This is a genomic window from Stenotrophomonas sp. YJH_SMC_36, from assembly GCF_059369935.1.
Genome location: NZ_JCAFTD010000006.1, coordinates 48,464 through 69,522, shown reverse-complemented (window position 1 = coordinate 69,522; position 21,059 = coordinate 48,464). Strand labels below are relative to the sequence as shown.

Annotated in this window: 21 protein-coding genes; 6 read left to right on the top strand and 15 right to left on the bottom strand. The window is 66.9% G+C overall.

Annotation, left to right across the window (positions count from 1 at the left end):
* Positions 1-7: 7 nt before the first annotated feature.
* From AC5P76_RS12475 to AC5P76_RS12435, 9 genes are all read right to left on the bottom strand, one after another.
* Positions 8-271, bottom strand: coding sequence for a YciI family protein (locus tag AC5P76_RS12475; RefSeq protein WP_065181936.1), 264 nt, complete (start codon positions 269-271; stop codon positions 8-10).
* Entirely contained in the window at positions 271-1,566 is a 1,296-nt protein-coding gene (gene argH, locus AC5P76_RS12470) for an argininosuccinate lyase (protein WP_253119484.1), read from the bottom strand. The genes AC5P76_RS12475 and argH overlap by 1 nt, the downstream gene beginning before the upstream one ends.
* 19 nt (positions 1,567-1,585) lie before the next feature.
* Positions 1,586-2,539, bottom strand: a complete 954-nt coding sequence (gene argC / locus AC5P76_RS12465; RefSeq protein WP_253119481.1) for an N-acetyl-gamma-glutamyl-phosphate reductase — start codon at positions 2,537-2,539, stop codon at positions 1,586-1,588.
* Complete coding sequence (locus AC5P76_RS12460) at positions 2,536-3,138, bottom strand: GNAT family N-acetyltransferase (protein WP_111186431.1); 603 nt, start codon at positions 3,136-3,138, stop codon at positions 2,536-2,538. Before AC5P76_RS12460 ends, argC begins: the two co-directional genes overlap by 4 nt.
* Before the next feature lie 3 nt (positions 3,139-3,141).
* Positions 3,142-4,470, bottom strand: coding sequence for an acetylglutamate kinase (locus AC5P76_RS12455; protein WP_053519692.1), 1,329 nt, complete (start codon positions 4,468-4,470; stop codon positions 3,142-3,144).
* Positions 4,471-4,545: 75 nt separating this feature from the next.
* Positions 4,546-5,634 carry an acetylornithine deacetylase gene (locus AC5P76_RS12450; protein ID WP_053519691.1) on the bottom strand — a complete coding sequence of 363 codons (1,089 nt, stop codon included), beginning with the start codon at positions 5,632-5,634 and terminating at the stop codon, positions 4,546-4,548.
* 85 nt (positions 5,635-5,719) lie between these two features.
* Positions 5,720-6,916: an argininosuccinate synthase gene (locus tag AC5P76_RS12445; protein WP_053519690.1), complete on the bottom strand. Its 1,197-nt coding sequence runs from the start codon at positions 6,914-6,916 to the stop codon at positions 5,720-5,722.
* A gap of 60 nt (positions 6,917-6,976) precedes the next feature.
* The gene (locus tag AC5P76_RS12440; protein WP_053519689.1) at positions 6,977-7,987 is read right to left on the bottom strand and encodes an N-acetylornithine carbamoyltransferase; all 1,011 of its coding nucleotides are present in this window, start codon (positions 7,985-7,987) and stop codon (positions 6,977-6,979) included.
* A gap of 319 nt (positions 7,988-8,306) precedes the next feature.
* Complete coding sequence (locus AC5P76_RS12435) at positions 8,307-8,876, bottom strand: glycine zipper 2TM domain-containing protein (RefSeq protein WP_053519688.1); 570 nt, start codon at positions 8,874-8,876, stop codon at positions 8,307-8,309.
* 187 nt (positions 8,877-9,063) lie between these two features.
* On the opposite strand from AC5P76_RS12435, the gene cysS reads away from it, so the two are divergent.
* Genes cysS through AC5P76_RS12420 form a run of 3 tightly spaced genes read left to right on the top strand, consistent with a single transcriptional unit; the run spans position 9,064 to position 12,172 of the window.
* Positions 9,064-10,440: a cysteine--tRNA ligase gene (cysS, locus tag AC5P76_RS12430; RefSeq protein WP_065181932.1), complete on the top strand. Its 1,377-nt coding sequence runs from the start codon at positions 9,064-9,066 to the stop codon at positions 10,438-10,440.
* Between the two features lie 35 nt (positions 10,441-10,475).
* Positions 10,476-10,928, top strand: a complete 453-nt coding sequence (locus AC5P76_RS12425; protein ID WP_053519686.1) for a SufE family protein — start codon at positions 10,476-10,478, stop codon at positions 10,926-10,928.
* Complete coding sequence (locus AC5P76_RS12420; protein ID WP_180875549.1) at positions 10,925-12,172, top strand: MFS transporter; 1,248 nt, start codon at positions 10,925-10,927, stop codon at positions 12,170-12,172. Before AC5P76_RS12425 ends, AC5P76_RS12420 begins: the two co-directional genes overlap by 4 nt.
* 617 nt (positions 12,173-12,789) lie before the next feature.
* On the opposite strand, the gene dksA is transcribed toward AC5P76_RS12420, so the two are convergent.
* On the bottom strand, positions 12,790-14,007 hold the full coding sequence (dksA, locus tag AC5P76_RS12415) for an RNA polymerase-binding protein DksA (protein WP_128989529.1): 1,218 nt from the start codon (positions 14,005-14,007) through the stop codon (positions 12,790-12,792).
* Between the two features lie 272 nt (positions 14,008-14,279).
* Here dksA and yidD point away from each other — a divergent pair, with 272 nt between their 5' ends.
* Genes yidD through AC5P76_RS12400 form a run of 3 tightly spaced genes read left to right on the top strand, consistent with a single transcriptional unit; the run spans position 14,280 to position 16,727 of the window.
* The gene (yidD, locus tag AC5P76_RS12410) at positions 14,280-14,534 is read left to right on the top strand and encodes a membrane protein insertion efficiency factor YidD (RefSeq protein WP_053519683.1); all 255 of its coding nucleotides are present in this window, start codon (positions 14,280-14,282) and stop codon (positions 14,532-14,534) included.
* Position 14,535: 1 nt separating this feature from the next.
* On the top strand, positions 14,536-15,882 hold the full coding sequence (locus tag AC5P76_RS12405; protein WP_197600317.1) for a dihydroorotase: 1,347 nt from the start codon (positions 14,536-14,538) through the stop codon (positions 15,880-15,882).
* On the top strand, positions 15,882-16,727 hold the full coding sequence (locus AC5P76_RS12400) for a M23 family metallopeptidase (protein WP_065181928.1): 846 nt from the start codon (positions 15,882-15,884) through the stop codon (positions 16,725-16,727). The genes AC5P76_RS12405 and AC5P76_RS12400 overlap by 1 nt, the downstream gene beginning before the upstream one ends.
* A gap of 51 nt (positions 16,728-16,778) precedes the next feature.
* On the opposite strand, the gene AC5P76_RS12395 is transcribed toward AC5P76_RS12400, so the two are convergent.
* From AC5P76_RS12395 to efp, 5 genes are all read right to left on the bottom strand, one after another.
* Positions 16,779-17,483 (bottom strand): squalene/phytoene synthase family protein, encoded by a 705-nt coding sequence (locus tag AC5P76_RS12395; protein WP_253119476.1) that lies wholly within the window; start codon positions 17,481-17,483, stop codon positions 16,779-16,781.
* Between the two features lie 11 nt (positions 17,484-17,494).
* Positions 17,495-18,190, bottom strand: a complete 696-nt coding sequence (locus AC5P76_RS12390) for a phosphoglycolate phosphatase (protein ID WP_065181926.1) — start codon at positions 18,188-18,190, stop codon at positions 17,495-17,497.
* The gene (ubiG, locus tag AC5P76_RS12385) at positions 18,187-18,903 is read right to left on the bottom strand and encodes a bifunctional 2-polyprenyl-6-hydroxyphenol methylase/3-demethylubiquinol 3-O-methyltransferase UbiG (RefSeq protein WP_065175506.1); all 717 of its coding nucleotides are present in this window, start codon (positions 18,901-18,903) and stop codon (positions 18,187-18,189) included. The genes AC5P76_RS12390 and ubiG overlap by 4 nt, the downstream gene beginning before the upstream one ends.
* Positions 18,904-18,927: 24 nt before the next feature.
* A complete protein-coding gene (locus AC5P76_RS12380; RefSeq protein WP_053520086.1) occupies positions 18,928-20,271 on the bottom strand; it encodes a TRZ/ATZ family hydrolase in 1,344 nt (447 codons plus the stop codon).
* A gap of 162 nt (positions 20,272-20,433) precedes the next feature.
* A complete protein-coding gene (efp, locus tag AC5P76_RS12375) occupies positions 20,434-21,000 on the bottom strand; it encodes an elongation factor P (protein WP_053520087.1) in 567 nt (188 codons plus the stop codon).
* Between the last annotated feature and the right edge of the window lie 59 nt (positions 21,001-21,059).

Sequence of the window (21,059 nt, the reverse complement as noted above, 5' to 3'; positions counted from 1 at the left end):
CGGGCTCTCAGCGGGTATTCCATTCGTGCACGGTCAGCTCGGAGGCCTGCATCGTCACCAGCGGATCCGTGGCGACGATGGCCTGCGCCTGTGCGAGGCTCTCCACGTTGCACAGCACGTAGGCACCGCCGCTGCCGTCGGCGAAACCACCGGTGAGCTGCAGTTGGCCCTGCGCACGCAGTCCATCGAGGAAATCCAGATGCGGCTGCACAGCGGCGGCACTGAAGCCGGGCCGGCGCATGGCCAGGACCAGATAGACGGTGCCCGCCATCAGGACAGCGCCTGCCAGCGCGCGCGCAGCTCATCCAGGCGCAGGTCCGATGCCGAACCCGGCGAGACACGCGCGGCCAGGCTGCCCTCCGGCGTGCGTCCCTGCCCTGCGCTGTCGGCACCTGCCGCGGCGGCCTTGTAGGCGTTGCGGAACGGCACGCCGGCCACGGCGGCCTCGACCGCGACGTCGGTGGCATACATGCCGGAGTCGATCGCCGCGCGCAGCCTGTCCTCGCGCCATTCCAGATTGGCCAGCAGCGCCGGCAGCAGTTCCAGCGCGGCCAGGCCGCGACCGAAGCCGTGGAAGATGGCCCCCTTGGACGACTGCAGATCACGATGGTAGCCGGACGGCAGCGACAGCAGCTGTTCGATTTCGGTGCGCGCCGCAGCAACGCTGGCGTGGGTGGCACGCATCAGTTCGATCACATCGGGGTTGCGCTTGTTCGGCATGATCGAGCTGCCGGTGGTGTACTGCGCCGGCAGTGCGACGAAGCCGAATTCGGCGCTGGTGAACAGCGACAGGTCCCAGGCGATGCGACGCAGGTCCAGGGTAGCGCCACCCAGCGCCTCCAGGGCGGCCAGCTCGAACTTGCCGCGCGACAGCTGTGCATAGATCGGTGATACCTGCATGCGCGCGAAACCAAGCGCGGCCGTGGTGTGTTCACGGTCCAGCGGCAGGTTCACGCCATACCCGGCGGCGGTACCCAGCGGGTTGGCATCGACCAGCGCATGGGTGTCACGTGCACGGATGGCATTGTCGATGAAGGCTTCCGCCCAGCCGGCCCACCACATGCCCGCCGAGGACACGACGGCTCGCTGGATGTGCGTATAGCCCGGCACCGGCAGGTCCTTTTCCGCCTGAGCGCGGTCGAGCGCGACCTTGGCCACCTCGGCGCTGAGCTGGGCGACGCGCTGCAGCTTTTCCTTCAGCCACAGGCGCGTGGCGACCAGGATCTGGTCATTGCGGCTGCGACCGGTGTGGATCTTGCGGCCGGCATCACCCAACCGCTCGGTCAGGCGCGCTTCGATCGCCGAGTGACCGTCTTCATAGCGCGTATCCAGCACGAAACGGCCTGCGCGGAAGTCGTCTGCCAGCACCTCCAGCTCGCGCAGCAGGCCCTCCAGCTCGCTGGCGGCGAGGATGCCGATGTGCTGCAGGCCCTGTGCATGCGCGGCGCTGGCCGCGATGTCATGCAGGAAGAACTCACGGTCGAGGATCACGTCATCGCCGGCGAGGAAGGTCTGGATCTGGGCGTCGACAGCGACGCCGGGTTTCTGCCAAAGAAGGTCTGCCATGGGGGCTCCGGATGCGGGTTCAGTGCGGGATCGACGTCAGTTCGTCGATGCCCAGCGCAAGGTTGAGATTCTGCATGGCCTGGGTGGCCGCGCCCTTCAGCAGGTTGTCCAGCGTCGCCACCACCACCACCCGCTTGCCACCCGGGGCCAGGGTGAAGCCACCGATCTGGGCACCGTGGCGGCCGGCGATGCGGCTGACCCACGGCGCGTCATCCACCACCTCGATGAGTGCTTCGCCGGCATAGGCCTGCTGGAAACGCTCGACGATCTGCTCGCGCGTCTGTGCGCAGTTCAACCACAGATTGGCGGTCAGGGTGATGCCGCGGAAATGGGGCGCCACATGCGGCATGAACTCCACTGCCACCCCCAGCTGCACCGACACCTCGCGCTCGTGCACGTGGTTGGTCAGCGCGTACGGCATCAGGTTGTCGGCCAGCAGTTCGACGTTGTTCTTGTCGGAGGGCGTGGTGCCCGCACCGGAGTAGCCGGACACGCCGAAGCACTGCGGGGGCCCGGCCAGCAGGTCCAGCAGCGGATGGATCGCCAGCTGCATCGCGGTGGCGTAGCAGCCAGGATTGCTGATGTGCTTCTGCCCGGTGTAGCGACCGCGGGTCAGCTCCGGCAGACCGTAGTACCAGCTGTGGTCGAAGCGGTAATCGGCCGACAGGTCCACGATCACCGTATCGGGCCGGGCGCTTTCAAGCGCGGCCACGAACGGTGCGGCCAGGCCATTGGGCAGCGCCAGGATCACCGCGTCCACGCCCTTGGCCGCCACCGCGTCGGCGTCGAGGTTCTCGTAGCGCAGATCACCCTGCACTTCCGGGTGATGGTCAGACAGGCGCTGCCCTGCACGTTCGCGCGAGGATACGAACGCCAGGCGCAGGCGCGGATGCGCGGCAACGAGCTTGATCAGTTCGGCACCGGTATGGCCGCGGGCACCGATGATGCCCAGGGAGAAAATCGAATCGTTCATGCGTGGCTGTCCAGACGGTACTGCAGGTGGCGCTTCACGCCCTGCCATTCCGCATCGATGATGGAAAAGATGACGGTGTCGCGCGGCGTGCCGTCGGCATGCCGTTTGTGGTTGCGCAGCACGCCATCCTGCTTGGCCCCCAGGCGGGCGATGGCGGTGCGCGAGGTGGTGTTGAACCAGCTGGTTTCCAGCACCACGCTGATGCAGCCCATGACTTCGAAGGCATGCTGCAGCAGCAACAGCTTGGCCTCGGTATTGGCACCGGTACGCTGCGCGCGCGGTGCATACCAGGTATAGCCGAGACTGAGCCTGGGCACGGCGGCATCGAGGTCATAGAAGCGGGTGCTGCCGACGATGTCGCCAGCGGCATCACGGATGACGAAGGGCAGCACCCTGCCCTCCGCCTGCGCCTGCAGTGCGGCCTGTACGTAGGCGCCTGCCTGTGCCGGCGCCGGCACCTGGGTGTACCAGAGCCGGTCCAGTCCGCTGCCTTCCAGCGCGGCACGCAGGCCGTCCACGTGTCCCTGCTGCAAGGGCTGCAGCGTCACATGCTGGCCGCGCAGGGTCGGCACCATCGCCCAGGTGTCGGTGACGGTCATCGTTCAGCCCTGCAGGCTCGGTGCGCGTGCAGCGCAGTGATCGACATAGGTGCGGATGCGGTCGATGCCATCGGCACCGAACCAGAACACCTTCCACTGGTCCTGCTTGTAGCAGCCGTCGGATTCGGCGTAGTAGAAGTGATTGATCGGATTGCCGTGACGCGAGCGCCAGAACAGCTGAGGCGTTTCCTCCAGCATCACGTTCCAGACCGCACGCCCCAGGCCCTCGCCCTGCGCATCATCGAGCACGGCGAACTTGTCCAGATAGACACCTTCGGCCTCGTTGGTCAGGATGACGGCCGTCCGATAGTTCTCGCTGACGTACGCGCGCAGCAGCCTGGTCTTCTGGAAGTAGTCCGGCACCAGGGTGCGGCCGAAGCTGGATTCGATCAGGCCCTTCAGGCGTGGCAGATCCAACTCGTCCCACGTGGCCGCGCGCAGCACCTTCTCGCCCTTGCGCACCAGCGTGCCTGAGCCCTTGTGGGTGAACAGTTCCTTGGCCAGATCGGCCGGGCGGGTGATCGACACCGACGATTCCAGCGGCAAGCGATCGAGCAGATCCTTGATCTGTTCGATCTTGACCTTCATGCCGCCGTGGATCCACGGCTGTGCGATCAGGTGGTCGTACTCGGTGGACAGGTTGATCGAATCGATGACGTTGCCCGCCTCGTCCAGCAGGCCACCGGTACCGGTCAGGAAGATGATCTTGTACGGCTGCAGTTCCTGCACCAGTTCGTTGGCGGCAAAGTCGGCATTGACGTTCAGGATCTGTCCGCCGGCGGTCTCACCCAGGCTGGTGATGACCGGGATCGATCCGGCGCGCAGGCTGGCTTCGATCGGCGCCAGGTTGACCTTCTTCACTTCACCGACCAGGCCGTAGGTGTCCACGTCCAGGTACTCGGCCTCGAACACGCCACCGGTGATCGAGGTGGCACGCGCTCCATTCTGCTGCAGGGCTTCGACAAGGCGCAGGTTGGATTGCTGGAACACCCGGCGCACGATCGCCAGTGCTTCCGGCGAGGTCACGCGCAGGCCGTTGACGGTCTGCTTCTCGATGCCGGCAGCGGACAGCTCGGCATCCAGCTGAGGGCCGGCACCGTGCAGCACGATCGGGGTCAGCCCGACTTCCTGCAGGAAGGACAGCGAGGAAGTCAGCGCTTCAAGATCGTCGCGCAGCACGGCGCCACCGACCTTGACCACGGCGAAGCGCTTGGCGTCCAGCTGCGAGAAGCGCTTGAGGTACTGGCTGATCTCCTTCGCGCTGGCCATGCTGGACAGCAGGCGCACGATGGTCTGGCGGGTCTGGCGGTGGGGCTGGAGGGCAGGAGACATTTCGGTTTCGTCACGGGCGGCGGTCGCCGCGTTGCAGTTCCACCATGCCGGGGCATGGCGGCGTTGTGGGGTTGATCAGGCGCCGGCGCCGATGATGCGGTGCACGGCGTCGGTATAGCGTTGCAGCTGCTCCAGCGTCACGAACTCATCGGCCGTGTGGGCCTGGGCAATGTCGCCGGGGCCGAACACCAGCGTGGTATAGCCTGCCGCGGAGAACAGCGATGCCTCGGTCCAGAAGTCCACCGCGTTGCCGATCGGCAGCTCCAGTGCATCGGCCACGTCACGCGCCAGCAGACGGCGGTTCTCGGCTTCGGCGATGTCACCGGCCGGGAGGCTGGGGCCACGGAAGGTTTCGGTGAACAGCGCGGCTTCCGGTTCGGCAAGACCCGCGAAGGTCGCCAGCAGCGCATCGATGTCCATCGAGGGCAGGGGGCGGAAGCCGAAACGCACTTCGGCTGCCGGTGCGATCATGTTGGCCTTGATCCCGCCTTCGACGCGCCCGATGTTGAAACGCAGGCCGGTCAGGCCACCGAAGCGTGCAGATGCAAGGGAATCCACGTGATCCAGGGCCCGATTGCCCCAGCGCATCGCCTGGTGCAGCGCACTGGCGGCGGCATCCTGCCTGCCGGACGCATGGCCCGCACGGCCGGCGAACTGCATCAGCACCGAGCTGATGCCACGGTGCGCGAGCACGGCCTCGCTCATGGTCGGCTCGGCCACCAGCACCGCGTCATAGGCAATGCCACGGGCCAGGAACGCGGCGATGCAGCGTGGATCGTTGGCTTCCTCGTCGCTGGAGAACAGGAACGCGGCGTCGCCGTCACTGGCATTGGCCGCAGCCACCAGCGCCGCCGCAGCGCCCTTGATGTCACACACGCCCAGGCCGACCACACGATCGTCCAGGCGGCGCATCACGTGCGGGTCGGCAGTCCAGTGTGGCGAATCCGGCACCGTGTCCAGATGCACGTTGAACAGGTACTTCGGTGTGCCGCGCACGGCATACAGGCTGACCGCACCGGCCCCATGATCGATCACTTCAACGGTGAAACCCGGCAGGTTGGCGCGCAGGTAATCGAAGATGCCCGCGGTGCTGATCGCGCGCGGCGGGTTGCGGGTGTCGAAGGACACCAGGGCCTGCAGGTGATCGAGTGTCTGTTCAAGCATGAATCAACAGTTCCTGTGAAATTCCGCCGGGCATGGCCCGGCGCTACCGTATCGCCTCTGCTGGAGCGCCCCAGCGCAATCGCGGTCAACCGCGATTGACCTGCGCGTACAGCGTGGAGCTCATGCCGAACAGCTTGATGAAGCCTTCCGCCTCTTCCACGCCCCAGTCGGCCGACTGCGCATAGGTGGCGCCCTTGGTGTTGAGCAGATGCGGCGACTTCACCGCCACCGCGTCCACGCGCCCGCCACGGGTCTCCAGTACCACTTCGCCGTTGACCTTGGCCTGCGAGGACTTCAGGAACGCTTCGATGTCGGTCTTCAGCGGGTCGTGATAGAAGCCTTCGTAGACCAGCTCCACCCACTTGCGCGCCACGTCCGGCTTGAAGCGGTTCTGCTGCTTGGTCAACACCGCGTCTTCCAGCGCGCGGTGAGCGGCCAGCAGCGAAACCAGGCCGGGGGCCTCGAACACGATGCGGCCCTTCAGGCCGATCACGGTGTCGCCGGTGTACACGCCACGGCCCACGCCGTAGGGAGCGAACAGCTTGTTGAGCTGGGCCAGGATCTGGTCGCCCGGCAATGCCTTGCCGTCGAGCTCGACCGCTTCGCCTTCGACGAACTTCAGGGTGACGGTCAGCGCCTGTTCCGGCCATTCACTGCGCGGCGAGCACCAGCCACGTGCACCCTCGCCCGGAGCTTCCCAGCGGTCGATCTCGCCACCGGACATGGTCACGCCCAGCAGGTTCTCATTGATGGTGTAGGCCTGCTGCTTGGCGCGCACGCCGAAACCACGCTCTTCCAGGTACTTCTGTTCGTAGGCGCGGGTCTGGGTGTGCTCCTTCTGGATCTCGCGGATCGGCGCGATGATCTGGTAGTCGCCCAGCGCCTTCACCGCCAGATCGAAGCGGACCTGGTCGTTGCCCATGCCGGTGCAGCCGTGGGCGATGATGTTGGTGCCCAGCTCGGCGGCACGCTTCAGCGCGGCATCGACGATCAGGTAGCGGTCCGAGACCAGCAGCGGGTACTGGCCCTGGTAGCCCTCGCCCGCCCACACGAACGGCTTGACGAAGCCCTCCCAGATGGCCGGGCCACCGTTGACGGTGACATGGCTGGTCACGCCCAGCTCGGCGGCACGCTTCTCGATGAAATCACGCTCTTCATCATCCACGCCGCCGGTGTCGGCGAACACGGTATGCACGTTGTAGCCGCGCTCCTGCAGGTACGGCACGCAGAAGCTGGTATCGAGGCCACCGGAGAAGGCGAGGACGACGTCTTTGTTGCTCATGGGGGGTAATGTCCTGGTAGCGCCGGGCCATGCCCGGCGGGGTTTTTGAATGGGAAAGAATCAGCGCCCGGCAACCGCCGCCATGATCGCCTTCTGTACGTGCAGGCGGTTCTCGGCCTCGTTGATGGCGATGCACTGCGGCGAGTCCATCACCGCGTCGGTCGCCTTCACGTTGCGGCGCAGCGGCAGGCAGTGGCTGAAGACACCGTTGTTGGTCAGTGCCATCTTGCGTTCGTCGACGATGAAGTGCTTGAACTGGTCGCGGATCGGCTTTTCCGGCTCCCAGTTGCCGAAGAACGGCAGCGCGCCCCAGCTCTTGGCGTAGACCACATCGGCACCGGCGTAGGCGCTGTCGATGTCATGGCTGATCTTCAGCGAACCGCCGCTCTCGGCCACGTTCTGCTCGGCCCAGCCCATGTAGCGGTCGTCGAGAATGTAGTCGGCGGTCGGGCACAGCAGGGTCACGTCCATGCCCATGCGGGTGGCGATGGTCAGCGCCGAGTTGGCCACGGCGGTATTCAGCGGCTTGGGATGATAGGTCCAGGTCAGCACGTACTTCTTGCCGCGCAGGTCCTGGGTGCCGAAGTGCTCCTGCAGCGCCATCACGTGAGCCAGTTCCTGGCACGGGTGGGTGATGGTCTCCATGTTGATCACCGGCACCGGCGAATACCTGGCGAAGCTGTTGAGCACGATGTCCTGGCGGTCATAGGCCCAGTCCACGAACTTCGGGAACGCGCGCACGGCGATGATGTCGCAGTAGCGGCCCAGCACCTTGGCCACTTCGGCGATATGTTCTTCGGTATCGCCGTCCATCACCGTACCGAGGTTGAACTCGATCGGCCACGCATCCTTGCCCGGTTGCAGCACCACCGCGTGCGCACCCAGCTGGAACGCGCCCAGCTCGAAGCTGGTGCGGGTGCGCATCGACGGATTGAAGAACACCAGCGCGATCGACTTGCCCTTGAGCTGGTCGCCGAGCTTGTTGCGCTTGAACAGCGCTGCCTGGGTCAGCAGCGCATCAAGCTCGCTGCGGCTCCAGTCCTGGGTGTTCAGGAAGTGCTTGGGGGACATCATCTTTCCTTGCGTGGCGGCGTCAGGTTCGACGCGGTGGAAGGGAAATGCGGAAACCAAAGGTGGGTTGAAATCGTTGCAGTTGAAGCTTTCAGGAAGCGGAAACGAAAAAACCCAGCCGGCGGGCTGGGTTTCTATCGGACGAACAGCAAAAAGCTCCGGTTACCCAGCGAGAATGTGGGGTTCCGGTCGACGGGCACGCGAGGTCATGCCCGACGCCTGTCGGGCTGCGCTGCTGTCGTGCTGGAAGTCGGTGAGCTTCATGGCCGGGCATCTTTGCACGCGGCCGGCGCCGGCGCAAGGGGCCGGGGTCCCAGAATCAGGGATTGCTGGCGGTGCCCTGCTCCGGGCCGACCCAGGGCGTGATCGAGACCCGGACCTTGAGCCGGTTGCCAGGGTCTTCCGGCAGGCGCGAGCGGTACTTGGTGCCCCTGTAGACGTAATCCACGTCGTAGGCGATGGGCCGACGGAACTCGCGCCCGACGGGAACGATCCGGCAGTCGCGGGTCAGCATCGGCCCGTTGTTGGTGGGACCGGTGGGCGCGGCCGGCGTCTCGGCTGCGGTCTCGTCCACCGCCTCCTCGTCGCTGCGCTTGAACATCGAGCGCACCGAGTCCCAGAAGCGGCTGATCCGGCCCTTGTCCTCCGTCGGCTCCTCGCCGGTGACGTTCACCGGGGCCAGGGTCCGGGTCGACACCGGCTCGCAGTGCTCCTCGGTCCGGGTCGCGCGCAGGGTCTGGAACACCGGCTCGACGTTCAGCACCTGGGCGTAGTCGAACTTCACGTTCTCCACGATCACCACCCGGTTGCGGGGCTCCCCCTCCTGGGCCAGAGCCACGGCCGGCAACGCCGACAGCCAGGCCAGGGTCAGCAACGCGGTGGATTTCATTGGCGACGGGAGCAAGGACACGGCAATAGTGTAGGCAGTGACGAGCGCAAGGGGCTGAACATTACCCGTCCGCGCCGCTCCTGCCCACCCCACCTGGGTGGCCCCCGGGTCCACCGGTGGCAGGCGGTCGCCCCAAAGGGGGCCGACACGTTCTAAAATCGCAGGCTTGTCCCCCAGCCACACCCCCATGACCCTGCGCCTGCACAACAACCTGACACGCCAGCTCGAACCGTTCATTCCGCTCGACCCGGCCTGTCCGACCCTGTATGTGTGCGGCCCGACGGTCTACAACTACGTGCACATCGGCAATGCCCGTGGGCCGGTGGTGTTCGGGGTGCTGGCCGACCTGCTGCGGCGGCGTTTCGGCGCCCTGCGCTACGCCCGCAACATCACCGACGTGGATGACAAGATCAACACGGCCGCGCGCGAACAGGGGGTGCCGATCAGCACCATCACCGACCGTTTCGCCGCCGCCTACCGCGAGGACATGGCCGCGCTGGGCGTGGTGCCGCCGGACATCGAACCGGAAGTGACCGCGCACATGCCGCAGATCATCACCATGATCGAGCAGCTCATCGCCAACGGTCATGCCTATGCCGCCGAGGGCCACGTGCTGTTCGCCGTGGCCAGCTTCGATGGCTACGGCAAGCTCTCCCGCCGCGACCCGGAAGAAATGCTGGCCGGCGCCCGCGTCGATGTCGCGCCGTACAAGCGCGATCCAGGCGATTTCGTGCTGTGGAAGCCGTCCACCGACGACCTGCCGGGCTGGGCCTCGCCGTGGGGCCGTGGCCGCCCCGGCTGGCACATCGAATGCTCGGCGATGGCTGCCGCCCATCTGGGCGAGACCATCGACATCCATGCCGGTGGTGTCGACCTGCAGTTCCCGCACCACGAGAACGAAATCGCGCAGAGCGAATGCGCCCATGGCGGAAAGATCTTCGCCCGCTTCTGGCTGCACAACGGCATGCTCAATTTCGGCGGTGCCAAGATGAGCAAGTCGCTGGGCAACATCGAACGCGTGCACGACCTGGTGCGCCAGCACCCGCCGGAAGCGCTGCGCCTGGCCCTGCTGTCGGCCCACTACCGGCAGCCGCTGGACTGGTCCGACGCGCTGATCGAACAGTCGGTGCGCACGCTGGACCGCCTCTACGGCACCCTGCGCGAGCTCGCCGCGGTTCCGGCCGTGGCGGTGATCCCGGCCACGATCGAGGCAACCCTGGATGACGACCTCAACACGCCGCAGGCACTGGCCGAACTGGCGCGCATCGCCGCCGAAGCACGCCGCGCCATCGAGCCGGCCGAACAGGCGCGCCTGAAAGGCGAGCTGCTCGGTGCGGGTCTGGCGCTGGGCCTGCTGCAGGCCGACCCGGCGCAGTGGTTCGGCACCGTTGCCCACGATGATGGCGAGGATGCGCGCATCCAGGGCCTCATCGATGAACGCGCCGCCGCCAAGAAGGCGCGTGACTTCGCCCGCTCCGACGCCATCCGCGACCAGCTGGCCGCCGAAGGCATCGTGCTGGAAGACACCCCGCAGGGCGTGCGCTGGTCGCGCAAGCGCGGCTGATCCGCGCCCGCCACGCCCCCACCCAAGAGATTGCAGTGATCGACTCCCCGTTCCCGCTTGAACCCACCACTGCCGAGGCCCAGGCCGCCATCGCCGAGGAATTCGGCTTCTTCGGCGACTGGTCCGAGCGCTACCAGTACCTGATCGACCTCGGCCGCAAGCTGCCGGCCTTCCCCGAAGAGTGGAAGACCGAAGAACACCGCCTGCTCGGCTGCCAGTCGATGGTCTGGATCGTTCCGGAAGGCAATGCGCAGTCGCTGCGCTTCCACGCCATCAGTGATTCGGCGATCGTCTCCGGCCTGATCTTCCTGGCCCTGCGTGTCTATTCCGGGCGCTCGGCACAGGAAATCCTGGACACGCAGCCGAGCTACATCCAGGACATCGGCCTGGCCCGCCATCTTTCGCCGACCCGCAGCAACGGCGTCGCAGCGATGCTGGCCTTCATCCGCGAGACGGCGCAGGCCCAGCTGCAGCGCGGACACCCGTGAGCGGGACCGCCCCGGCCGAAGACACGGCGCTGGGCCTGCTGGCCCGGCCGGGCTTCGCCAAGCTGCTGGCCTACCGCATCTTCGCCATGTTGTCCTACCAGGTGGTGGCCGTCACCGTCGGCTGGCACATCTACGAAGTTACCCGCAATCCGTTCTCGCTGGGCCTGATCGGTCTGGCCGAAGTGCTGCCGTTCTTCTGCGTGGCCCCGTTCGCCGGCTATCTGGTCGACCATCTACCGCGGCGCAAGCTGGGAATGGTCGCCTGCTCCGGCCTGATCGCCACCGCACTGGTACTGACCAGCGTCGCCATGGGCTGGCTGCCGTTCCACGGCGTATGGCCGATCTATGCGGCGATCGCACTGACCGGCATGGTCCGTGCCTTTCTTTCGCCGATCTACAATGCATTGTTCGCCCGCGTGCTGGCGCGCGAGCAGTTCGCGCGCGGTGCGGGACTGGGCGCCGTGGTGTTCCAGGCCGGCATGGTGGTGGGTCCGGCACTGGGCGGCGTACTGGTCGGCCTGGGAGGCAAGGGGCTGTCCTATGGCGTGGCGACGGCCTTCGCGCTGGTGGCAGTGGCCTGCCTGGCCACGCTGAAGGTGGAGGAACCGGTGCACAGCGGCCCCGCAGCACCGATCTTCCAGAGCATCGCCGAAGGTGCGCGCTTCGTGGTCGGCAACCGCATCATGGTCGGCGCGATGGCGCTGGACATGTTCTCGGTGCTGCTGGGCGGTGTGGTGGCAATGCTGCCCGCCTTCCTGCATGAGATCCTGCACCATGGACCCGAAGGGCTGGGCATCCTGCGCGCTGCGCCCGCTCTGGGCTCGATCGGCGTGGGCCTGTGGCTTGCCCGGCACCCCCTGCACCGCAACGCCGGCCGGGTGCTGTTGTCTGCGGTCGCGGGCTTCGGGCTGTGCGTGATCGGTTTCGGGCTGTCGCAGCACTTCTGGCTGTCGGCGCTGATCCTGCTGTTCTACGGCGCCTTCGATGGCGTGTCGGTGGTGGTCCGCTCGACCATCCTGCAGCTGGCGACGCCCGAGGAAATGCGTGGGCGGGTATCGTCGATCAACGGCATCTTCATCAGTTCGTCCAACGAACTGGGCGCCTTCTATGCCGGCACGATGGCACGACTGCTGGGCCTGGTACCGGCAGTGGTGCTGGGGGGCTTCGCGGTGCTGAGCGTGGCCGGCATCACGGCATGGAAGAACCCGACGCTGCGGAAGTTGAATCTTCGCGACCTGCAGTGAACCTGTAGAGCCGAGCCCATGCTCGGCTGCGCATTTCCGTGCGCCCACGCAGCGGTTGCGCCGGGCCGCGCCCGACGGGCTTCTTCCGCGACCGCGGCGGGGTGTAACTTTCTTTGCTCGTGCGAAGAAAGTCACCAAAGAAACACGCCGCCATCCGCGAGCCGGCGCTGCGCGCCAGTGCCCTGCGCTCCTCGGCGAATCAGGGGACGGCGCGGAACTCGCTTCGCTCGGACACCCGCGCCTCTTCGCCCCTGATTCCCCTGCGGTGCTCGGCTCGCCACAAGGCGGACCCAACAGCCGCGAGCGCACGCATGACCGCTCCTGGTAGAGCCAAGCCATGCTTGGCTGCTTTTGCTTTTGCTTTTGCTATTCCTTGCCCTCCGGCTTCGGCCTGAGCCGAGCGTGGGCTCGGCTCTACGGCCGCGCACGCAGGGAAGCGTCGAGAGCCTGTCGGTGGGGCCGGGCAGAACCGTCCGCGGCATGGATACCGCGGCCGAGCTTACACCCGCGGGCTCCACCCGATACCCGGAAGGCGCTGCTCTACACAGCCAACGTGAACCCAACAAAAAACCCGGCCAAGGCCGGGTTTTTCTGCATGACCAGACAACGACCGGGAATCAGTCGCCCTGCTGCTTCTGCAGGTGTTCCCAACGCTCCTGGGCGTCGATGGTGCGCTCGGCCGTGAGACGGGCTTCCAGGCGCTCCAGACCGATCTCTTCACCCGTGTCCACGCAGTAGCCGTAATCACCGGCTTCCAGGCGCTTGAGCGTGCTGTCGATCTTGCCGATCAGCTTGCGGTAGCGGTCGCGGGTGCGCAGCTCCAGCGAGTTCTCGGTCTCACGGGTCGCACGCTCGGCCTCGTCGCCGATGTCACGCACTTCCTCGCGCAGATTCTCGATGGTCTGCTTGGACTCCTCCACCAGGTCCGCGCGCCAGTTCTGCAGGCGCTGGCGGAAGTACTCCTGCTGCAGCGGGCTCATGTATTCCTCTTCCGACGACGGCTTGTAACCGGCCGGCAGGATCGGGCGGCCGGTGGCCTCGTCGGTCTTGTACTCGACAACCTTGTACTTGCTGCGCGGGGCCGGGGCGGCCGAGCGGGCGGCGACGGCCACGGCGACCTTGCCGACAGGGCGCGACACGGTCTTCGGAGCGGGATCGGATTTCACGGCGGTTTTGGCAGGCGATTTCGAAACGGGCACGGGATTCTTGGATTGCGGGGCGGTCGACGCGGAAGGTGCAGCGGCCGAGGCCGGCTTGGGTGCCGGTTTGGCTGCAGCACCTGCCGCGGTCTTGGCCGGGACAGGCTTGGCCGGAGCCTGCGTTGCGGCAGGCTTCGGTGCGGACTTCACTACGGGGGCCGGTGCCGGCTTGGCAGCCGGCGTGGCGATATTCTTGGTGACCTTCTTTACAGCGGCAGGCTTGGCCGCCGGCTTGAGCGCCGCGGCCTTCTTTGCCGCTGGCGGTGCAACCGGCTTTTTCACCGCCGCCTTCGGCGCCGGCTTCGCTGCCGGCTTCTTCGCAGCCGGTTTGGCAGCAGCCTTCTTGACCGGCACCGCCTTGCTGGCGGCCTTTTTCACTGCCGGCGCCTTCTTGCTGGCAGCAGCAGGTTTGGCCTTGACCGGCGCAGCGGCCTTCTTGACGGCCGCTTTGCTTGCCTTGGCCGGCGTTTTTTTCGCGGTGGCCTTCCTGGCCGCCGGTTGCGAGGACGCTGCCTTGGTCGCCGGCTTGGCCGCCGGCTTCTTGACAACGGGCTTTGCCGCCAACTTCTTCACAACAGGCTTGGCGGTTTTCTTGGCGGCCTTTGCGGCCTTCTTTGCAGTTTTTTTAGCAGCCACGAAACGCTCTTCCTTGGATTCCCCGGGGCCCGGGAAAGCGGGCCTTTATAGCCTACCCGACCCGCAGCAGCAACCTCGACAGCCCCGCTCCATTCAGTCCTGGAGTCAAGGCCCCCAAGGGGCAGTCCGACGAACACGGACCGCCTCGCGCGGTACGGAACCTGGCCGGCACCCGAAGGTGCCGGTACCGGTCGCAGGCCATCGGCGACATGCGACCAACGGCCCATCCTGCACAAATGCGGCCTTCATGCCAACTGGCATAAGATGACTGGGTGATCTCGCGCCTGCTCATTGCCCTGCTGCGCTTCTACAAGCGCTTCATCAGCCCCCTGCTGGGGCCACGCTGCCGTTTCGTGCCCAGCTGTTCTGAATACGCGATGGAAGCCATCTCCCTGCATGGCCCGCTGCGCGGCAGCTGGCTGGCCGCGCGCCGGCTCGGCCGCTGCCACCCCTTCCACCCCGGCGGTGTCGACCTCGTGCCCGAACGCACCGACACCCCTTCATGCCGTTGCACAGGAAAACACTGACATGTCCTCCACGCTCATCACCAATGCCCGCATGGTCAATGAAGGCCGCACCTTCGACGGCGACCTGCGCATCGAGAACGGTCGCATCGCGCAGATCGGCACCGGGCTGGCGCCGCGCGAGGGCGAGCAGGTGGTGGACGCCGCCGGCCGCTGGCTGTTGCCCGGCATGATCGACGACCAGGTGCACTTCCGCGAGCCGGGCCTGACCCACAAGGGCGATATCGCCAGTGAATCGGCAGCGGCCGTGGCCGGTGGCCTGACCAGCTTCATGGACATGCCCAACACCAATCCGCCGACGCTGGACTCCACCATCCTGGAAGCCAAGTACGAACTGGCGCGTGGCCGCGCCTGGGCCAACTACGGCTTCTACCACGGGGCCAGCAACGACAATCTTGAGGCCATCCGCCAGCTCGATCCGAAGAAGGCGCCGGGCGTGAAAGTGTTCATGGGCGCGTCCACCGGCAACATGCTGGTGGACAACCCGGAAACACTGGACGCGATCTTCCGCGAGTGTCCGACCCCGATCATCACGCACTGTGAAGACACGCCGATGATCGATGCCAACCTGAAAGCCTTCCAGGAAAAATACGGCGACGCGCTGACCCCGGACATGCACCCGGACATCCGTTCGCGCGAAGCGTGCATCAAGTCGACGCGGCTGGCGCTGTCGCTGGCACGCAAGCACGGCACCCGCCTGCACGTCCTGCATATCTCCACCGCCGACGAACTGGCACTGTTCGAGAAGGGCCCGCTGATCCGGGCCGATGGCAGCCGCAAGCAGATCACCGCCGAAACCTGCGTGCACTTCCTGCACTTCGCCCGCCCGGATTACGCCACCAAGGGCAACTTGATCAAGTGCAATCCGGCCATCAAGGACGTGGCCGACCGCGAGGCGATCACCGCCGCGCTGGCCGACGACGTGCTGGACGTGCTGGCCACCGACCATGCCCCGCACACCTGGGAGGAGAAGCAGAAGCCCTATGCGCAGGCGCCGTCTGGCCTGCCGCTGGTGCAGTACGCGCTGGTGGCCGCACTGGAGCGCGTGCACGAGGGCAAACTGACCCGTGAGCAGGTGGTGCAGAAATTCGCGCATGCCCCGGCCCAGCTGTTCGACGTGGAACAGCGCGGCTTCCTGCGCGAAGGCTATTTCGCCGATCTCGTGCTGGTGGAAGACGTGCCGTTCACGGTCAAGCGCGAGGACGTGCTCTCCAAGTGCGGCTGGTCGCCGTTTGAAGGCACGACCTTCCGGTCGCGCATCGCCTCCACCTGGGTCAACGGCCAGCGGGTGTGGGACGGCAGCATGCTGGTGGGCGAGCCGGCCGGCCAGCGCTTGACCTACGACCGCTGATGCGTGGGTTCCTCATGTTGGGGGTGCTGGTTGCCGCCCCCCTCTGGGCCGTATCTGCGGCACAGGCCCAGGATGGCATCGGCAGCCTGATCGACAGCCGCGTGGTGTTTCCTGCCAGTGCGTCGCAGGGCGCGCTGGTGATCGGCAAGGTTCCCGCCGGCAGCCGCGTGCAGTATGCCGGCCGCTCGCTGCGCGTGAGCGGTTACGGCAGCGTGGTGTTCGGTATCGGCCGCGATGAAAAGGGGCCGCTGCGCGTGCAGGTGCAGCGCCCGGACGGCGGCAGCGAAACGGCCACCATCTCGGTGACGCCGCGCGACTGGCCGACCGAACGGGTCAACGGTGTACCGCCGAAGACGGTCAATCCTCCGCCCGCCATTGCCGAACGGATCAAGCGCGAGCAGGCACAGGTAACCGCCGCGCGTGCCCGCGACGATGACCGCACCGACTTCACCCAGACCTTCATCTGGCCGGTGCAGGGCCGCATCAGCGGCCGCTTCGGCAATGCCCGCGTCTACAACGGCCAGCCCGGTGCCGGCCATTCCGGCATGGACATCGCGGTACCCACCGGCACCCCGGTGAAGGCACCTGCCGCCGGGGTGGTCACCTTTGCCGGCCCCGACCTGTACCTGACCGGTGGCACGCTGCTGATCGACCATGGCTACGGCGTCAGCTCGAACTTCCTGCATCTGTCGCGCATCGACGTCAAGGTCGGTGATCGCGTCGAGCAGGGCCAGGTCATTGCCGCGGTTGGCGCCACCGGCCGTGCCACCGGCCCACACCTGCACTGGGGCATGAACTGGTTCGACACCCGCATCGATCCGCTGCTCGTGCTGGAGCGGAAGTAACCTGCGTGCCCCCTCGCCGGGCCATGCCCGGCGAGCGCAGCGGCAACGGAATCAGCCGCGTGCGGCCCACCACACCCGCAACAGGGTGCGCAGCGGGGTCGCCTCGATCGGCTTGCCGGCCGCCTGGGCCGTCAGGCGTGCACGGGCCAGGCTGGACCACACGCGGCGCGGGCGCGGGCCCGGCACGCGCGTGCCCCACCCCTTCAACAGGTGCTGCGCCCAGCGCTGCGCGGCGGAGCGGGTGTCCTCGTCCAGCAGGCTGCGCGGCACGCCGGCCACGCCTGCGTCCTGCAGGCGCTGGGCCAGCGTCTGCAACTGCACGGCCCGGCCCGCACCGGTCCGCGGCCTGTCATCGAACAACACCACTTCCACGGCCGCGACCGCTTCAGCGTAGCGGGCCAGCGCGGCTTTGGCACTGGCCGCATCCGGCGCGACGGTGCGTGCCTCCACCAGATCCGGCAGCGTTTCCGCCAACCGCGCCCACGGCGCACGCACCGGTTCCAGCACACGACCCAACGGATGGCGCGAACGCTGTCCTTCCCAGCTGCGCAGCTCCTCGCCCCACCATGCCAGCTTGGCATCGGCCGGCAACGGATCGCCGCTGGTATTGAGCATGTCGTCGAATTCCTGCAGCAGCGCGAACCACGCTACGGCCAACTCACGGTGCGATTCGGCCACGAACGGCGCGGCCACCGACCATTCCGGCCAACGGCTGCGCCATTTGTCGAGGAAGCTTTCCAGCGCGGTGCTGCTCACTACGATCGTCCTTACGGGTGGGCCGGGCGTGCCGGCCGGGTTGGCCACAGGCTGGCCAGTTGCAGAAGTGCGGCGTTCTCGACCAGTACATCGGCCTGCCAGGCCAACGGGTCGTCGCTGTGCAGGCGGTAGCCCCACAGCGCTGCCACCGATGGCATGGCCGCGGCGCGCGCCGCGATGATGTCGCGCTCGTCGTCGCCGACATACACGCAGTCGCTTGCCGCGACACCGATCGCCTGCGCAGCGTGCAGCAGCGGCAGCGGGTGCGGCTTGCGCTCGGCCAGGCTGTCGCCGCCGACCAGCACGGCGCAGCGCTGCTGCCAACCGTGCTGCGGCAGGATCAACCGCGCCAGGTACTCGGGCTTGTTGGTAACGATGCCCCATACCGTTCCAGCAGCATCGAGCGCGGCGAGCATGCCGGCGACGCCATCGAACAGCACCGCGTGCTGGCCGATCAACGCTTCATAGCGCTGCAGGAACTCCGGGATCAGCGCGTCGCGCGCATGCGCATCCAGGTCCGGGAAGGCCGCCGCGATCATCGCCCGCGAGCCCTTGGACACCACCGGGCGCAGCTGCGCCGGATCGATCGGCGCGCGTCCACGTTCGGCCAGCATGGCGTCGCAGGTGGCAACGAAGTCCGGCGCACTGTCCAGCAGGGTGCCGTCCAGGTCGAACAGCACCGCGCGCGGGAAGTGCGTGGCGGTCATGCCGGCTTGACCGCGTAGGCCAGGTAGTTGATGTCGGTGCGGGTGCTGAGGCGGGCACGGTTGCGCCACGGCTCGTATGCCATGCCGCTGACATCGGCCAGCTGCAGATCAGCCTCGCGCAACCAGCGTGCCAGTTCGGCCGGCCTGATGAATTCCTGGTAGTGGTGGGTGCCCTTCGGCAACAGGCGCGCCACGTATTCGGCACCGACAATGGCCACCGCGAATGCGGCGGCCGTGCGGTTGATGGTCGACAGGAACAGGTGCCCCCCCGGCTTCAGCAGCCGCCTGCAGGCCTCGATGATCGCGCCGGGGTCCGGCACGTGCTCGAGCATCTCCATGCAGGTCACCACATCGAAGCTGCCCGGCTGTTCAGCGGCCAGGTCCTCGGCGGCCTGCACCCGGTAGTCGACCTTGGCACCACTTTCCAGCGCGTGCAGCCGCGCGACCTTGACCAGCTCCGGGGCCAGATCGATGGCGGTGACATCGGCGCCGGCCTGGGCCAGTGCTTCGCTCAGCAGGCCGCCACCGCAGCCGATGTCGAGCACGCGTGCGCCGCGCAGCGGCACGCGGTCGGCCACGTACTTCAGGCGCACCGGGTTCAGTGCATGCAGCGGCTTCTGCGGACCATCGGCGTCCCACCAGCGGTTGGCCAGTGCGGCGAACTTGTCCAGCTCGGCCTGATCGAAATTGGAGGAAGCATGGGGGGCAGTCATGGGGAATCCTTGCAGCGCCGGGGTTCAGGCGCGGATATGGCGGATGCGCTCGCGCCACTGGCGCGCGTTGGCGATGATGCCCGGCAGGTCCATGCCGACCAGCTCGCGCTGCACCAGCTTGGGCTTGCCGGCAATCCAGACGTCGCTCACCTGCTGCCGGCCGGTGGCGTACACCAGTTGCGAAAGCACGTTGTGCAGCGGCTGGGTTTCCAGCGCGGACAGGTCCACGCAGACCAGATCGGCCTGCTTGCCCACCTCGATCGAGCCGATCCGTTCGCCGAAGCCCAGCGCACGGGCACCACCGAGCGTGGAAGCGCGCAACGTGGTGGCCGCGTCCAGCGCAGTGGCGTCGTTGGCGACAGCCTTGGCCAGGATCGCCGCGGTGCGGTTCTCGCTGAACATGTCCAGGTCGTTGTTGCTGGCACAGCCATCGGTACCGATGGCCAGGTTCACGCCTGCGCGCTGCAGGGCGCAGGCGGGGCAGAAACCGGAGGCCAGTTTCAGGTTCGATTCCGGGCAGTGCACCACGCTGACGCCACGCTCGGCGCACAGGTGGATCTCCGCGTCGGTCAGCTGGGTCATGTGCACCGCGATCAACCGGTCATTGACCAGGCCGAGGCGATCGAGTCGCGCCAGCGGACGCTGGCCATGCAGCCTGATCGAGTCGCTGACTTCCTGCGCGGTCTCATGGGTATGCAGGTGCACCTGCATGTCGAGCTGGTCGGACAGCATCCGCACCCGCTCGAAATTGGCATCGCTGACCGTGTAGGGCGCATGTGGTGCGAACGCGACGCCGATCAGACTGTCGTTGCGCCACTGGTCGTGCAGTTCCCCGGCCTTGGCGAAGTACTCGTCGTCGCTCTTCGCCCAAGCGGTCGGGAAATCGATGATGACCGCCCCCACCAGCGCGCGGAAACCATGCTTCTTGTAGACCGCCGCCTGCACGTCGCCGAAGAAGTAGTTCTCGTTGGCGCAGGTGGTGCCGCCGCGCAGCATCTCGGCAATGGCCAGCGTGGTACCGTCGGCGACGAACTCGGGGCCGATCACCGCCGCTTCCACCGGCCAGATGTGCTCCTGCAGCCAGGTCATCAGCGGCAGGTCATCCGCAACGCCGCGCAGCAGGGTCATCGGGTTGTGCGTGTGCGCGTTGACCAGGCCCGGCATCAGCGCGGCGTCCGGACGGCTGACCACCTGCGCGGCACGGAAGCGCGCCCGCGCTTCGGCACGCGGCAGCACGGCCACGATCTCGCCGCCACGCACGGCTACGGCATGGTCTTCCAGCACCACGGCATGCGGTTCGATCGGAACGACGTAGCCGGCTTCGATGAGCAGGTCGCAGGCTTCGGGGAGGTGCGGGCTGTCGCTCATGCAGGCTCACTTGGCTGGGGGGAGAACCTCACGGGAGGCGGTAGCGCCGGGCCATGCCCGGCGGCTGTCCGTTGCGGCGCCGTGGACGTCGGCAACGGGTTCCGGGCGATGCCCGGAAAGCCGGGCCTGGGCCCGACTCACAGGTCATCCGGCTGCGCCGGATTACTTCACGCGCGAGGAGTACTCGCCCGAACGGGTGTCGACCCGGATGACTTCATCCTGGTTGACGAACAGCGGCACGCGGACCACGGCACCGGTTTCCAGCGTGGCCGGCTTGCCGCCACCGCCGGAGGTGTCACCGCGGACGCCCGGATCGGTTTCGGTGATCTTCAGCTCGACGAAGTTCGGCGGCTGCACGAAGATCGGCGCACCGTTGAACAGGGTCACGATGCAGGCTTCCTCGCCCTTCAGCCACTTTTCGGCGCCGCCCATGCCGGCCTTGTCGGCCTGGACCTGCTCGAAGGTCTCCGGATCCATGAAGTGCCAGTACTCGCCATCGCTGTACATGTAGTTCATGTCGGTGTCGACCACGTCGGCCACTTCCAGGTCGTCGGTCGCCTTCATGGTCAGTTCGACCACGCGGCCCGAACGGATGAAGCGGTACTTGACGCGGGTGAACGCCTGGCCCTTGCCCGGCTTGACGTATTCGGTATCGGTGATGACCGCCGGTTCATTGTTGACCAGGATCTTCATCCCGTTCTTGACGTCATTCATGCCCACAGTGGCCATGCTCAAGCTCCTCAAATGGCAAAACCGCCGCGGGTGCGGCGAGCCGGTAGAATGGAAAG

Coding starts and splice junctions, on each gene's coding strand:
- cysS (WP_065181932.1), top strand. CDS start 9,064: ATGACCCTGCGCCTGCACAACAACCTGACACGCCAGCTCGAACCGTTC.
- AC5P76_RS12460 (WP_111186431.1), bottom strand. CDS start 3,138: ATGACCGTCACCGACACCTGGGCGATGGTGCCGACCCTGCGCGGCCAG.
- ubiG (WP_065175506.1), bottom strand. CDS start 18,903: ATGACTGCCCCCCATGCTTCCTCCAATTTCGATCAGGCCGAGCTGGAC.
- AC5P76_RS12435 (WP_053519688.1), bottom strand. CDS start 8,876: ATGAAATCCACCGCGTTGCTGACCCTGGCCTGGCTGTCGGCGTTGCCG.
- efp (WP_053520087.1), bottom strand. CDS start 21,000: ATGGCCACTGTGGGCATGAATGACGTCAAGAACGGGATGAAGATCCTG.
- AC5P76_RS12445 (WP_053519690.1), bottom strand. CDS start 6,916: ATGAGCAACAAAGACGTCGTCCTCGCCTTCTCCGGTGGCCTCGATACC.
- argH (WP_253119484.1), bottom strand. CDS start 1,566: ATGGCAGACCTTCTTTGGCAGAAACCCGGCGTCGCTGTCGACGCCCAG.
- AC5P76_RS12390 (WP_065181926.1), bottom strand. CDS start 18,190: ATGACCGCCACGCACTTCCCGCGCGCGGTGCTGTTCGACCTGGACGGC.
- AC5P76_RS12405 (WP_197600317.1), top strand. CDS start 14,536: ATGTCCTCCACGCTCATCACCAATGCCCGCATGGTCAATGAAGGCCGC.
- AC5P76_RS12400 (WP_065181928.1), top strand. CDS start 15,882: ATGCGTGGGTTCCTCATGTTGGGGGTGCTGGTTGCCGCCCCCCTCTGG.
- AC5P76_RS12380 (WP_053520086.1), bottom strand. CDS start 20,271: ATGAGCGACAGCCCGCACCTCCCCGAAGCCTGCGACCTGCTCATCGAA.
- AC5P76_RS12450 (WP_053519691.1), bottom strand. CDS start 5,634: ATGCTTGAACAGACACTCGATCACCTGCAGGCCCTGGTGTCCTTCGAC.
- AC5P76_RS12475 (WP_065181936.1), bottom strand. CDS start 271: ATGGCGGGCACCGTCTATCTGGTCCTGGCCATGCGCCGGCCCGGCTTC.
- AC5P76_RS12455 (WP_053519692.1), bottom strand. CDS start 4,470: ATGTCTCCTGCCCTCCAGCCCCACCGCCAGACCCGCCAGACCATCGTG.
- AC5P76_RS12440 (WP_053519689.1), bottom strand. CDS start 7,987: ATGTCCCCCAAGCACTTCCTGAACACCCAGGACTGGAGCCGCAGCGAG.
- argC (WP_253119481.1), bottom strand. CDS start 2,539: ATGAACGATTCGATTTTCTCCCTGGGCATCATCGGTGCCCGCGGCCAT.